Here is a 14,013-nt window from a genome sequence, read left to right as displayed (position 1 = left end):
TATTCCTTAATAATGGAAATCTTTGCAAATTTTTTGCATTTCTTAAAATGCAAAATAAAATATTTTATCTTCTTTTAAAAAATCTTCACCGTTAAAAAAATTACAAAACTTTTCAAGCTATAACATTCTTTCTTCATAATATGAGGAAAATTGAGAAGAATGCGTTGTAATGAGCTCCAAAAACGCAACGGTTCATTCTCATGAACAGTTTCTGATATAAATGCATTTTTTCTCAATCACGTACCCTTTCTCAAAGCTTATCAGAATTAAAAATGGAGGGATTCTTTATTTTAAATTATAACATTTCTTTCACTCTAGTATTCCTTAGTATTCCCTCTTCCACAGTATGTCATCAATTTTTATGATGTCTTGTACCCTCTTATTCTATAGGTTATCTTGTCTGATTATAGTACACGCTCTCAATGTCAACAAAAGCCAAGTTTAAAGGGTTCTTCCATGCCTAAAACAGATATTGAAATTGCTCGCACTGCTCAAAAGCAACACATTACTGAAATTGCAAAAAAAATCGGTATTGCCCCTGAAAATCTCATTCCTTATGGACATGATAAAGCTAAAATTTCTTCTGCATACATAAAATCACTCAATAAAAATCCGGATGGGAAACTTATCCTTGTTACAGCTATAAATCCAACACCTGCTGGAGAAGGAAAAACAACAACAACGGTTGGTCTTAATGATGCTCTCAATCTCATCGGAAAAAAAACCATAGCCGCCTTGAGAGAACCATCTTTAGGTCCCTGTTTTGGTATCAAAGGTGGTGCTGCTGGAGGTGGTTATGCCCAAGTCATACCGATGGATGATCTTAATTTACATTTTACCGGTGATTTTCATGCCATTACAGCTGCTCATAATCTTCTTGCTGCAATGATAGATAACCATATCTACTGGGGAAATACTTTGAATATCGATCCTCGCCGCATTGTTTGGAGACGAGTCCTTGATATGAATGACCGTGCATTGCGTGACATCGTCACTTCCTTGGGTGGAGTAACCAATGGTTTTCCTCGCCAAACTGGCTTTGATATCACTGTTGCATCAGAAATTATGGCACTTTTTTGCCTTGCCAACAATCTAGAAAATCTTATGCAAAGACTGAAAAAAATTATCGTTGCTTATCGTTATGATAAAACACCTGTGACAGTTGCTGATCTCAATGCAGAGGGAGCAATGACAGTTCTTCTTAAAGATGCTATGCAACCTAATCTTGTACAAACAATCGAAAATAATCCTGTTCTTGTGCATGGAGGACCTTTTGCCAATATTGCTCATGGCTGTAATTCAGTTATAGCAACCAAAACCGCTTTAAAACTTGCCGATTATGTTGTCACAGAAGCAGGATTTGGAGCCGATCTTGGAGCAGAAAAATTTTTCAATATAAAATGTCGACAAGCAGGTATTATCCCGAATGCTACAGTAATTGTAGCAACAATTCGTGCATTAAAAATCAATGGTGGTGTGAATAAAAATGATCTGACAAAAGAGAATATTGCCGCTTTAGAAAAGGGTGCAGCCAATCTTTTACGACATATCAAAAATATGGAATACTACGGTATTCCATGTGTCGTCGCACTTAATCATTTTGATACCGATAGCGATGCTGAAATAAGTACGTTACAAAAAATAGTTGCAACAACCGGACATAAGGCTATTATTTGTAAACATTGGCAACAAGGGGGCAAAGGCGCAGTAGCACTTGCACAGGAGCTCGTTGCCTTAATTGAAGAAAAAGATTCTCATTTCAAAGTTTTATATCAAGATGATCTTCCTCTCGTTCAGAAAATTAATTCCATTATAAAAAATATCTATGGTGGTCGTGGAGCTATCATCTCTGCCTCTCTTCTCAAGCAGCTTGAATGTTGGGAAAAAGAGGGTTATGGCACATACCCTATTTGTATGGCTAAGACGCCCTATTCGTTTTCTGCTGATCCTACTCAATACGGAGCTCCTGTTGATTTTGAAATTCCTATACGTGAAGTTCGTCTTTTAGCAGGTGCAGGCTTTATTGTTGTCATTTGCGGTGATATCATGACTATGCCTGGCTTACCGCATTACCCTGTTGCTGAGAAAATTTATCTTGATGAAAATGACCAGATACAAGGACTCTCATAAGCTTATATCTGTAAATTCAATCATTCATTATGAAAAGTATCCGACAGCAAAAAAATAAAATTTTAAAAAGCGATATAGACAAACACTTTCTTTATGTGGTATGTGTGCCTGTATTGTGCGTATAATGTACGTATGATGTATGTCCTTTTAGATATCTATTTAAGAGAGACTGGTTTTTTCTATTATTGTATGACAGTGAAACAAAGTAGGATAGATAGTGCAAGTACTCGTTCGTGATAATAATGTTGATCAAGCGCTACGCGCATTGAAGAAAAAGATGCAGCGTGAAGGTATCTTTCGTGAAATGAAAATGCGTGGTTATTATGAAAAGCCATCGGAAAAACGTGCTCGTGAGAAAGCTGAAGCTGTTCGCCGTACACGTAAGCTTGCTCGTAAACGTGCGCAAAGAGAAGGTGCTGTTTAATAACGGTCGAGCTTGTGCGATAAAGTAGTGTTTTTTGCTCTATAGAATTTCGTAGCAATAACAGTGGGTAAAGTGTTCAAATAATTTAGTACGATGAGAGGTATTCTTTATCGTTTGTGGTTTTGTTCATCTGCTGTTGTGTGTTGATACGTTGTTTAGGTCGTAGCGGTTAGTCTTCATTATAATGAGTGGGTTTATTTAGCTCTTCATTATGCCGTGTTAGGATTTTTGCGTGGAATATGGGAGCCGTTTGTTATTACGCAGAGTATAACATAGTGTAGAGATTTTTATACCTCTTAATATTATTTTTTCTTCATATGTACATTCTTTTGAGGATTTTATTATTTTCTACTCACTCTTTAGCATCTTTCAAATTCTCTTAATCAGCTCAAATCACGAAATATAATTAGCTATGACAATATGCAATTGAGCGTGTAGAGGGTATAAATATCCGACATGCAGTCTTTCTCCTTAACATTTATTAAATGAGACAATAAAACTCTATGATCTTTGGTTTTTCATGACAATTTGGAATTCATGATAAGCTCTTATAGGCTCCTGTATTTGCTTTACCGCACTCCAGCATTACTCATTAAACAAATAGTGTTATTTTATAACCAAAATAAAGAGCTTGTACGAAATGTTAGCATCCAAAATTGTCTCATGTTTGTGAAATTATAACCTCTCCCATTTTGGTTTATCCTCAATAGTGCGAATGCTTTTGTATTTGAACATCTCATTGAGAGTATATTTCTCTCTCTTCTAAAACTGCTTTTCAAGTTACATGCTTATTTCTCTATTGAGCTCTCATTGAACAGTTTTTTAACCATAAGACAAATACAGCTTTTGCATCATTTGATGAAATAAATCAAACAGTTAGGCACAATACCTTACCGCCAATCTGTTTATAAAAGCTGATATAACTCGTATACACTTCAATCCACTCAATATTTATCTCAATCATATAACTGGATGAAAAATTCACTGTTGATTTAAAGGTACCCTCTCATACATAAAGAAAACATTAAGCAGTTTAAATTTTTATTTTAACTTATTCCATGATTCTTGTAACCATTTCCTTATTGTTTAGATCTCTTTAACTAGCAGTATGCCATAGCTTTTATCAGTTCTCAATTCTCTCTTTCAGATCTTAGATTGCCAATATAGAGAAACAAAAAAATTAAAGGTTTAAGTGTGCAATATTCTCGTTGGTTTCGATTCTCAGTACTCACATCATGTATCCTCACAGCAGGTGTTTTTGTATTCAATTCCCCTCGTTTTGTGCACGCACAAACAGTCAATCAAAACTCAGAGCAAAATTTAGGACCAAGTGGTTTACCACTGCCACGGTTTGCTTCCATTAAACCGACCCGTGTGAATGTGCGCATCGGACCAGGAAGCAATTATACTATTCTCTTTACCTACAAAAAACAGGGGCTTCCTATTGAAATTATTCAAGAATACGACCAATGGCGCAAAATTCGTGATACTGAAGGTGATGAGGGGTGGATCTATCAATCGCTTCTCTCTGGAAAAAGGACCGCTATAACCATTCCATGGCAAAAAGATAAAACAAAAAGGCTGATGCTACGCAAAAGTCCCGCAGACAACGCAGAACTTGTAGCAGAAGTAGAGCCCAATGTCATTGGTAATATTCGCCAATGTAATGGACAGTGGTGCGAACTAAGCATCAATAATATCCGAGGCTGGCTTCCTCAATCCCTGTTATGGGGGATCTATCCTGATGAAAAAGTAAATAATTGATGAACTTTTTAACCAATAAAGCTTAATTTTTATCTCTTATTGAACTCTCTCATGTTCTGTAATCAAATTAGCTTTTCGGTTTTAATCGAACTATCAAGTCAACATGTGAGATTTCCATACCTTCTGGTGGTTTAGGCAAATTCCCAATAATAGGCGCTTCTCCTAAATCGCAAGGAATATCAAGAATACGATTTTCACCTTCTATATAAAAGTGGTAGTGATCAGATGTATTGGTATCAAACCAAGTTTTCGAACCTTCTACAGCAATAATCCGTAATAACCCCGCTTCCGTAAATTGATGGAGCGTATTATAAACCGTTGCCAAAGATACAGGCACACCTGCCTTTACCGCTTCTTCATAAAGCTCTTCAGCAGCAATATGACGGTTACCTTGAGAAAAAATCATATGAGCAAGTTCTAACCGCTGACGTGTTGGTCGCAAACCATTTTTACGCAAATACTTTTCTAACGTAGAAATCGAATAATAACGTATAACCTTCTCACAATCTTTCGCAGGCTGCTGCTCTTGATTGAAAATGAAATTGTCTGCGTTCACTGACATGTTTAAAACCACAATATAATTCTGTTCAAATAAGTAAAATATAAAAAATGGAAACAGTGTGATATAATTTTTCATTACAATTTTTTATAATCACACACAGGATACATAAAAAAGGGCTTTTGTCATTAAAAATGATATAAAATCATTTCCCTCTCTTTAAAATTTGCTCTAAAAGTAGATTGGGGAAAAGCACAGAAGTCAAAATATATGCAAACAAATGGAGTAACAATGGCTGAACAAAAGTCTCGCTATACTTATGAAGAGCTTCTAAGCTGTGCTCGCGGCGAAATGTTTGGTAAAGGTAATGCACAATTACCTGCCCCACCAATGTTGATGATTCATCGAATCACCCAAATTAGTGAAACTGGGGGTGAATACGATAAAGGAATGGTTCGCGCTGAATTTGACATTACCCCAGACCTATGGTTCTTTGATTGTCACTTTATAGGTGATCCAGTTATGCCAGGCTGTCTCGGGTTGGATGGTATGTGGCAATTAACAGGTTTTTTTCTAGGCTGGTTAGGTGAACCAGGAAAAGGGAGAGCTATATCAACAGGTGAAGTAAAATTATCAGGTATGGTAACTCCGCAAACCAAACTTCTTGAATATGGAATAGATTTTAAACGTATCCGGCGTGGAAATTTGGTGTTAGGAATAGCAGATGGATGGGTAAAAGCAGATGGAGAAGCTATCTATAAAGCAAGTGATTTACGTGTTGCCTTATTTAAAGAAGATTAAAATTATTTCTGCTAACAGAACATTTTGTTATTCTGTATGAAACAAGGAGGTATGGATGCGTCGCGTTGTTGTAACTGGAATGGGAATTGTCTCTGCAATTGGAAATAATATAGGGGCAGTTTTAACCAGTTTGTATGAAGCCAAATCCGGAATTTCTTATGCACCTCAGTATGCTGAATTAGGTTTTCGTAGCAGAGTTTACGGTAAACCTGATGTTAATATAGAAGAACTGGTTGATCGACGTGCTTTGCGTTTTCATGGACGTGGAACTGCTTGGAATCACATCGCTATGGATCAAGCAATTGTTGATGCGGGTTTAGAGCTCCATGACGTATCAAATGAACGCACGGGTATCATTATGGGCTCTGGAGGCGCTTCAACTCAGTCAATCGTTGAAGCTGCTGATATTACACGGCAAAAAGGTCCAAAGCGCGTTGGTCCTTTTGTCGTACCCAAAGCAATGAGTTCTACAGCCTCCGCAACACTTGCAACTTTTTTTAAAATTAAAGGCGTGAACTATTCAATTTCTTCAGCATGTGCAACCTCTAATCATTGTATTGGAAATGCTTATGAATTAATACAATATGGCAAACAGGACCGCATCTTTGCTGGTGGTTGTGAAGATTTGGACTGGACATTATCTGTACTCTTCGATGCTATGGGTGCGATGTCCAGTAGGTATAATGACACACCAGAAAAAGCTTCACGTGCCTACGATGTCAATCGTGATGGATTTGTTATTGCTGGTGGAGCAGGTGTTTTGGTTCTTGAAGAGCTCGAACTTGCCAAAGCGCGTGGCGCAAAAATCTACGGAGAAATTGTTGGATATGGCGCTACATCGGATGGGCATGATATGGTTGCTCCATCCGGTGAAGGAGCAGAACGATGCATGCGCATGGCGCTTGCAACCGTAAAGAATAAAATTGATTATATCAACCCTCATGCAACAGCAACACCTGTTGGTGATCCTCCCGAAATAGAAGCAATTCGCCGTATCTTTGGAGCAGGTGATCAATGCCCACCAATTTCCGCCACAAAATCTCTGACCGGTCATTCTTTAGGGGCCGCAGGTGTTCACGAGGCAATCTATACATTGTTAATGATGAATCATAATTTTATTTGCGAGAGCGCCCATATTGAAGAGCTTGATCCAACTTTTGCTGATATGCCCATTGTTCGTGAACGTCGTGATCATCAACAACTTAATACTGTATTGTCAAATACATTCGGTTTTGGCGGTACCAATGCAACGCTCATTTTCCAACGCTATGCATAAATAGGGATTCTTAGCTGGTTGAAAAAAGCACGGTCTTACGGAGAATAATATGAAAGGTTTGATGGAGGGCAAACGTGGCCTTATTATGGGGGTTGCAAATGACCATTCGATTGCATGGGGCATTGCGTGCCAACTAGCAAAAGCAGGAGCTGAATTGGCATTTACCTATCAAGGAGAAGCCTTCGGAAAACGTGTTCAACCTTTAGCAGAACAGCTCGGTTGCAAATTATTGCTTGAATGCGATGTTGAAAAAATTGAAGATGTCGATCGTGTCTTTGAACATCTTGAAAAAGAATGGAAAACGATTGATTTCGTTGTTCATGCTATCGGCTTTTCAGATAAGAATCAATTAAAAGGACGTTATGTTGATGTAACAACACGTGAAAACTTTCAGCGCACAATGGTTATTTCTGCTTATTCTTTTACTGAAATCGCTCAGCGCGCTGGTAAACTTATGCCCAATGGAGGTGCTCTTTTGACACTTACCTATGGAGCTTCACAACAAGTTGTCCCTAATTACAACATTATGGGTGTAGCTAAAGCCGCTTTAGAAGCTATGGTACGTTATTTAGCTGCGGATTTTGGTCCTCAAAATATTCGTGTTAATGCAATTTCAGCTGGACCTGTGAGAACTTTAGCGGGCAATGGTATTGCAGCTGCACGTGCGATTTTTTCCTATCAACGTCGTAATGCGCCATTGCGCCGCACCGTAAATATTCATGAAATAGGAAAATCTGCTCTTTATTTACTCTCTGACTTATCATCAGGCGTTACTGGTGAAATTCATTATGTTGATTCAGGCTATAACATTATGTCTATGCCAACACTTGAAGAATTAAAACAAAGTGAGGAGACACAGGGAGAATGAATCTTCATAATGCTTTATTAAAGTGCGAAAATGACTATTTACATAGCCTTTTTAAAATGTGTTGAATGCTTTCTTCTCATCTGTAGAATCTATAATTGAAGAAAATAGCTTATTTTTTTAAAGATATGGTGTAAGAAGGGGTTTAGTTTTTCATGGTTAACCCATATTGCCATGCTTAAGTTATATCGTGTAAAAGAGTAGCTCCTATAGCCCTCTCATTTGCTATTTGCTAGAATCTTATTGTTTTTGTCTTATGGTCAGCGTAATAAACTTCAAAGTTTCTGTTATATTATTACCATATCTTTTATCTGTGCGAATAGTTTAGAAACATACTGTATCATGTATTTCATCTTTGAGTGCTCGGCTCAATAATGTATTGGCTGCTTCGACTACACTTTTATCGCAAAATAGGACTTGATAGATCTGCTCTGTAATTGGCATTTCTAACCCTATGCGCTGTGCTAATGCATGCACTTCTTTAGTATTTAAATAACCTTCAACAACTTGACCAACCTGTTTTTGCGCTTCTTTTATATTCATTCCTTGACCCAGCAACATACCAAAACTGCGATTGCGCGATTGATTATCCGTACATGTTAAAACCAGATCACCTAAGCCTGTCATGCCCATAAATGTGGAAAGTTCAGCACCCATAGCAACACCCAAACGACTGATTTCAGCTAATCCTCGTGTGATGAGCGCTACTCGAGCGTTTGCCCCAAATCCCATGCCATCTGATATTCCTGCACCAATAGCAATAACATTTTTGACTGCTCCACCCAATTGAACGCCAATCATATCAGAATTTTTATAAACTCTAACACTTTTATCACAATGGAAAAGTTGCTGTAACTCTTTACTAAATTCAACATCAGAAGCTGCTACTGTAATTGCTGTAGGTAAACCAACAGCAATCTCCTTGGCAAAGGTTGGTCCAGAAAAAATCGCTAAAGGAATTTTATCTCCTAAAATTTCACAAGCAACTTCTTGTAAAAGGCGTCCTGTACCATGCTCCAAGCCCTTCGTTACCCAAATAATACGTGAATGTTGATCCAAATAAGGTTGGATATTGTATAATACTTGGTGAAATCCATGACTTGGAACCGCAATTAATATATTTGGGCTCGCTGTTATTGCAGTTTCAAGCGAAACTTCGGGAGATAGATTTTCAGGAAATCGAATATCTGGTAAAAATGCTTGATTGCAGCGACATTTCTGTAATTCTTTGATATGCTGAGGATTATGCCCCCAAAGTAAAACACGATGGCCATTACGAGCCAAAGCAATCGCCAATGCCGTGCCAAAAGAACCAGCCCCAATAATTGTTATCGAAACGACTTTCATCAAACTTTCTGATTATTCTCCAAATTTCTCTTTGTAATCCGTTATGGTTTTATTCTAACATACTGTGAAACCTTTTCAAAATTCTCATACCCTCTGTATTCAATCGTATGAAAATAATATTATAGCTTCTCCAAATGACTGCTTACCTCAGGTCAAAATTGAGGTTTCACTTAAGCACCTATAGACTTTTTCGTTTAAAATAAACGTATATTCAAAATGATGCCTCTTAAATTTACTCTCTGCTCCTCTGTTTATCACTCACCTTGCGCCCCATAATCTTGCCCCCATAATTTTGTTTGTGACTAAAACTTACAAAAAAGCCAATGCACTTGGCATTGGCTCTATGAATATTTTTGCTCTTGATAATTTTATTGCACAGGCGCTTGCGTGCTTGGTGCTGGTTCCATAGGCGTTTCCACACCTGGCGCCTGCTCTACAGGCGCCTGTGTACTTGGTACTTGCCCCATAGGCATTTCCACACCTGGTGCCTGCTCTACAGGCGCCTGTGTACTTGGTACTTGCCCCATAGGCATTTCCACACCTGGTGCCTGCTCTACAGAAGCTGGTGTACTTGGTACTTGCCCCATAGGCATTTCCACACCTGGTGCCTGCTCTACAGAAGCTGGTGTATTCGGCCCTTGCTCTGTAGAAACCTGAGTACTTAACAAATCTCCTGCTGGCTTCTGTTTCTCTGATAATTTGTCCGTTGATATAGAACTATCTTCTGTTGTTCTTTCCGGCTCAATAATACGTCCTGAACCACCCATCATATTATAATTCAAATGAGAAATAGCCCACCACGTACCTCCAATAATAATCAAAACGCAAATGGCTGCAAACCACAAAGCACTTAAATTCCATTTCGCATCTGGGCCAGAATTCAAGTGCAAAAAGAAAACAATCTGCACTATGATTTGAATAATCGCCATTCCAATAAGATATGCAACCTTTGTACTAATTGCCCAACTCTCCATCATTCCATACATCACAGGAATAAAAGAACCCAAAGTAAAAAATACAGCCAGAATAAAGCCGATTAAATAGGAACCAGTACTGGGACCATGTGTTTCATTTTGCATGTTCATTACAGCGCTCCTAACAGATAAACCATGGTGAAAACACCAACCCATACAATATCAAGCAAATGCCAAAAAATTGAAAGGCATGCTAAACGCGTTTTATTATCCTGATCCAAACCACTCCGACGCAGATGAAAAAACATCACAACCATCCAGAGAAGACCAACACTCACATGAAGACCATGAGTGCCAACCAAAGCAAAAAACGCTGACCAATAAGCAGATAAAACTTCTTTTCCAAAAAGCTTCAAACCCGTTGCAGGGTCAATACCAGCATAAGCACCAGGATCGTAATAAAATACTTCGCCCAAAAGTTCATGGAATTCGTAAATTTCCATGCCAATAAAGCAGCATCCGAGTACAAAGGTTATAGCCATCCATACACGCACACCACTAAGATTACCTTTATGGGTTTGTACCATCACAAACCCATAAGTAATTGATGAAAGCAATAAAATAGCAGTTTCAACTAAAACAAACTTTAAATCAATAAATTCATTGCCTGCTTTTCCTCCACCATAAGAAGCAGAAAAAACAGCAAAACTTGAAAAAAGTGTCGAAAATAGGATCAAATCCGAAAGGATATAAACCCAGAAACCAAACGTCATGACCGAACTGTTGTCGTGATGATGCTCATCAATGTGAGCATTCTTCATTGTCATCGTACTCATACTGTTGCTCCCTGTTTTTTAAGGACAGCTGTAAAAGCATCTTCTGTCTTTTGCACTTCTTCAGCTGGAATATAGTAACCATGATGATCACCTGTTAACGAATGATGCACAATCGTTGCAACAAAGCCAATCATTCCAATCGCAACGAGCCACCAAATATGCCAAACAAGCGCAAAACCAACAACTAATGAAAAGAACCCAGCAATAATTCCTGCCGATGTATTTGATGGCATATGAATTTTTGAAAACCCACTTGTTGGACGTTGATAACCATTCTTCTTCATATTCCAATAGGCATCATCAGAATGTACCTCTGGGATAATTGCAAAATTATAGGAAGGAGGTGGTGAAGAGGTAAACCATTCAAGCGTACGTGCATCACCCCAGGAATCATTTAACGTTATTGGTAAGTGTCCCTTATGCTTAATACCGTACCAAATTGCCAAAACAACTTGCAGCACAAAACAAAGGATACCAAGTAAGATAATAAAAGCTCCCAATGCTGCAATCATAAACATCGGCTGCCAACTAGGCTCCATGTAATGTTGGAGACGGCGCGTCGCACCCATGAGCCCAAGCGCATAAATTGGAAAAAAGGCAAGATAAAAACCAATGAACCAACACCAGAAAGATGCAATGCCTAGCATCCGGTTTGGTTTATAACCAAAAACTTTTGGAAACCAAAAGGCAAGTCCAGCTAGATAGGCAAACACAACACCTCCAATAATCGTGTGATGGAAATGCGCTACCAAAAACAGCGAATTATGAAATTGCCAATCCGCAGGCACAATAGATAATAAAACACCTGTTAATCCACCACCAACAAATGTAAAGATCATCCCCATGCACCAAAGCATTGGAGGCTCAAAACGAATCCGCCCTTTATACATGGTTAGTAACCAATTAAAGACTTTTACACCCGTTGGAACTGCAATGATCATCGTAGCAAGACCAAAGAAGGTGTTGACAGCTTCTCCCCCTCCCATTGTAAAGAAGTGATGTCCCCAAACAACAAGTGAAAGAATCAAAATAACCAACATTGCCCATACCATTGAAGTATAACCAAAAAGGCGTTTTGAAGAAAACGTTGAGACAACTTCAGAAACAATCCCAAAAGCAGGAACAACCAAAACATAGACTTCAGGATGCCCAAAAATCCAAACATAGTTAATCCATACCATTGGATTTCCACCACCAACATTGGTAAAAAAATTCATGCCCAAATAACGGTCACATGCCAAGAGAGCAAACGCTACAGTTAAGACAGGATAAATCACTAAAATAAGAACATTGCTAACGAAAGCACTCCAACAAAAGACGGGCATTTTCATCATCGTCATACCAGGTGCTCGCATTTTTATCATAGTTGCAACAAAATTGATTGCTCCCATCGTTGTTGCAATACCAGACAATTGAAGTGACCATAAATAATAGTCTACCCCTGTATCGGGACTTCCTTGCAACTCTGTGAAAGGTGGATACATCAACCAGCCACCACGACCAAAATTACCAACACCTAGTGATATGTTAATCAGTATTGCTCCTGCAGCTGTAATCCAAAATCCCAAATTATTGGCAAAAGGAAAAGCAACATCACGAGCACCAATTTGAAGTGGTATAATATAATTGAAAAGACCAAATAAAATCGGTGTGGCCATGAAAAAAATCATAATGGTACCATGGGCCGAAAAAATCTGATCAAAATGCTCAGGAGGTAAATAACCCGCTGTTTCGCTCCCAAGAGCCAAAGCCTGATGCGTTCGCATCATAATTGCGTCCGCGAAACCGCGAACAAGCATAATAATACCAAGTACTATATACATAATGCCAATGCGTTTATGGTCAACTGTTGTAATCCAATTTCGCCATAAGACTCCCCACCATCCAAGTACTGTCAAAGCAAGAACAGCAATTAAACCACCCACAAAAATCGCAATACATGTGTATAAAACAATCGGTTCATGTGCCAGTGCGTGAAAAGCACCAGCTGTAGGATCTGTAAGTCTTCCAAACATTTCTCAACCCGTATAAGATAAATTTCATTTTAAAAAGACCTTATTTTAAAAGGTCTCTTTCTCGATTGATGCACTCAATAACCATCAGGATCAAAAACTGAACAAAGTGCACCCCAAAGTGTCTGAGCCGCAGCTCGCTTCATTAAATCTTCATTACACACCGTATTTGCATCAACACATCGATTAACAATCCGGTAGTAGAGCTGCTTCTCAACAGGTGCAAAATAACGTACCTCAGCATCCTTTTCCTTCGCAGCAATATCACCCATACGAGGCGCAATAGAAAGCTGACGATAAGATGCACGATCAAGTACTTGACCATGGGCCCGAGCTTTAGCAACCCAATTATCAAAATCTTGCAAAGATACAGAATGCCATTTAAACCGCATTCCTGCGAAACCATCACCACTGTAATTCGCCGAAACTCCTTTGAATACTCCTTGCTTATCAGCTATCAAATGCAATTTAGAATTCATTTGCGGCATCGCATAAAGAACTGTGCCCAGTTTTGGTACCCAAAAAGCATTAACAGAATTCTCTGACGTCAACTGCAATAAAACCTGGCGACCTTCAGGCGCATAAACTTCATTGACTGCTGCAATCCCATATTGAGGATAAATAAAAACCCATTTCCAATCCGTAGCCACAACATTTATTTGCAACGGCTCTCCTTCCCCAACAATTTCCGTGGGAAGCGGATTTTCAGGTTCAAGCTTATAGGTGTAATAGGCAGTCAATGCACCCAAAACAGACACGATAACAATTGGAATGCCCCACATCAATGCTTCAATTTTATTGGAATGCCCCCAATCAGGTAAATATTCTGCAGACGTATTTGATGCATGATATTTAATGGCCAAAAATACCACACTCACCATGACTGGAATCACAACACAAAGCATAACAGCAACACAAATAACAATCAAAATAAGCTGTTGCCGTGCAACATATCCCGCCGGGTGAAGAACGTCAAACTTACAACCTGATAAAAGCAACACAACTCCTAAAATTACGAGCATCTTTATTTGTTTAACAAAGTTTTTCATTTCACCTGCCCCATCATAAATATCAGAAGTTGCCATCAAAACATGACAAAATCTTAATAATATGCTTACCGATTTAAAAAGAATTATCAAGTAAAT

At 38.6% G+C, this 14,013-nt stretch carries 11 protein-coding genes and 1 pseudogene; 6 read left to right on the top strand and 6 right to left on the bottom strand.

Features of this window, described 5'->3' with window-relative positions; genetic code table 11:
- The first annotated feature begins 456 nt into the window (after positions 1 to 456).
- From PVV69_RS03145 to PVV69_RS03135, 3 genes and pseudogenes are all read left to right on the top strand, one after another.
- A complete protein-coding gene (locus tag PVV69_RS03145; protein ID WP_273756402.1) occupies positions 457 to 2,130 on the top strand; it encodes a formate--tetrahydrofolate ligase in 1,674 nt (557 codons plus the stop codon).
- A 217-nt stretch (positions 2,131 to 2,347) separates the two neighbouring features.
- Positions 2,348 to 2,582, top strand: a pseudogene (gene rpsU / locus PVV69_RS03140) (30S ribosomal protein S21).
- Between the two features lie 1,166 nt (positions 2,583 to 3,748).
- Positions 3,749 to 4,318: an SH3 domain-containing protein gene (locus PVV69_RS03135; RefSeq protein ID WP_273756401.1), complete on the top strand. Its 570-nt coding sequence runs from the start codon at positions 3,749 to 3,751 to the stop codon at positions 4,316 to 4,318.
- A gap of 67 nt (positions 4,319 to 4,385) precedes the next feature.
- Here PVV69_RS03135 and irrA read toward each other — a convergent pair whose 3' ends face one another.
- The gene (gene irrA / locus PVV69_RS03130; protein WP_273720180.1) at positions 4,386 to 4,880 is read right to left on the bottom strand and encodes an iron response transcriptional regulator IrrA; all 495 of its coding nucleotides are present in this window, start codon (positions 4,878 to 4,880) and stop codon (positions 4,386 to 4,388) included.
- 228 nt (positions 4,881 to 5,108) lie between these two features.
- Here irrA and fabA point away from each other — a divergent pair, with 228 nt between their 5' ends.
- Genes fabA through fabI form a run of 3 tightly spaced genes read left to right on the top strand, consistent with a single transcriptional unit; the run spans position 5,109 to position 7,762 of the window.
- Entirely contained in the window at positions 5,109 to 5,618 is a 510-nt protein-coding gene (gene fabA / locus PVV69_RS03125; protein WP_273720182.1) for a 3-hydroxyacyl-[acyl-carrier-protein] dehydratase FabA, read from the top strand.
- Positions 5,619 to 5,673: 55 nt separating this feature from the next.
- On the top strand, positions 5,674 to 6,894 hold the full coding sequence (fabB, locus tag PVV69_RS03120) for a beta-ketoacyl-ACP synthase I (RefSeq protein WP_273756400.1): 1,221 nt from the start codon (positions 5,674 to 5,676) through the stop codon (positions 6,892 to 6,894).
- A gap of 49 nt (positions 6,895 to 6,943) precedes the next feature.
- Positions 6,944 to 7,762 carry an enoyl-ACP reductase FabI gene (fabI, locus tag PVV69_RS03115; RefSeq protein ID WP_273720185.1) on the top strand — a complete coding sequence of 273 codons (819 nt, stop codon included), beginning with the start codon at positions 6,944 to 6,946 and terminating at the stop codon, positions 7,760 to 7,762.
- Positions 7,763 to 8,083: 321 nt separating this feature from the next.
- On the opposite strand, the gene gpsA is transcribed toward fabI, so the two are convergent.
- The 5 genes from gpsA to cyoA form a co-directional block, all read right to left on the bottom strand.
- Positions 8,084 to 9,106, bottom strand: a complete 1,023-nt coding sequence (gpsA, locus tag PVV69_RS03110; RefSeq protein ID WP_273756421.1) for an NAD(P)H-dependent glycerol-3-phosphate dehydrogenase — start codon at positions 9,104 to 9,106, stop codon at positions 8,084 to 8,086.
- 368 nt (positions 9,107 to 9,474) lie between these two features.
- Positions 9,475 to 10,191: a cytochrome o ubiquinol oxidase subunit IV gene (gene cyoD, locus PVV69_RS03105; RefSeq protein WP_273756399.1), complete on the bottom strand. Its 717-nt coding sequence runs from the start codon at positions 10,189 to 10,191 to the stop codon at positions 9,475 to 9,477.
- Positions 10,191 to 10,856: a cytochrome (ubi)quinol oxidase subunit III gene (locus PVV69_RS03100; RefSeq protein WP_273756398.1), complete on the bottom strand. Its 666-nt coding sequence runs from the start codon at positions 10,854 to 10,856 to the stop codon at positions 10,191 to 10,193. Before PVV69_RS03100 ends, cyoD begins: the two co-directional genes overlap by 1 nt.
- Positions 10,853 to 12,871 carry a cytochrome o ubiquinol oxidase subunit I gene (gene cyoB / locus PVV69_RS03095; RefSeq protein WP_273756397.1) on the bottom strand — a complete coding sequence of 673 codons (2,019 nt, stop codon included), beginning with the start codon at positions 12,869 to 12,871 and terminating at the stop codon, positions 10,853 to 10,855. Before cyoB ends, PVV69_RS03100 begins: the two co-directional genes overlap by 4 nt.
- Before the next feature lie 74 nt (positions 12,872 to 12,945).
- Entirely contained in the window at positions 12,946 to 13,917 is a 972-nt protein-coding gene (cyoA, locus tag PVV69_RS03090; RefSeq protein WP_273756420.1) for a ubiquinol oxidase subunit II, read from the bottom strand.
- Between the last annotated feature and the right edge of the window lie 96 nt (positions 13,918 to 14,013).

The sequence above is a fragment of the Bartonella sp. MM73XJBT genome (assembly GCF_028618465.1).
GTDB lineage: Bacteria > Pseudomonadota > Alphaproteobacteria > Rhizobiales > Rhizobiaceae > Bartonella.
Note: the sequence above shows the minus strand (reverse complement) of the source record. Positions and strands in the feature narration are given on the sequence as shown.

Bases quoted from the DNA above. Each gene is read 5' to 3' on its own strand.
- fabB (WP_273756400.1), top strand. From the start codon at position 5,674: ATGCGTCGCGTTGTTGTAACTGGAATGGGAATTGTCTCTGCAATTGGA.
- fabA (WP_273720182.1), top strand. From the start codon at position 5,109: ATGGCTGAACAAAAGTCTCGCTATACTTATGAAGAGCTTCTAAGCTGT.
- gpsA (WP_273756421.1), bottom strand. From the start codon at position 9,106: ATGAAAGTCGTTTCGATAACAATTATTGGGGCTGGTTCTTTTGGCACG.
- cyoD (WP_273756399.1), bottom strand. From the start codon at position 10,191: ATGAACATGCAAAATGAAACACATGGTCCCAGTACTGGTTCCTATTTA.
- PVV69_RS03100 (WP_273756398.1), bottom strand. From the start codon at position 10,856: ATGAGTACGATGACAATGAAGAATGCTCACATTGATGAGCATCATCAC.
- irrA (WP_273720180.1), bottom strand. From the start codon at position 4,880: ATGTCAGTGAACGCAGACAATTTCATTTTCAATCAAGAGCAGCAGCCT.
- cyoA (WP_273756420.1), bottom strand. From the start codon at position 13,917: ATGAAAAACTTTGTTAAACAAATAAAGATGCTCGTAATTTTAGGAGTT.
- cyoB (WP_273756397.1), bottom strand. From the start codon at position 12,871: ATGTTTGGAAGACTTACAGATCCTACAGCTGGTGCTTTTCACGCACTG.
- fabI (WP_273720185.1), top strand. From the start codon at position 6,944: ATGAAAGGTTTGATGGAGGGCAAACGTGGCCTTATTATGGGGGTTGCA.
- PVV69_RS03145 (WP_273756402.1), top strand. From the start codon at position 457: ATGCCTAAAACAGATATTGAAATTGCTCGCACTGCTCAAAAGCAACAC.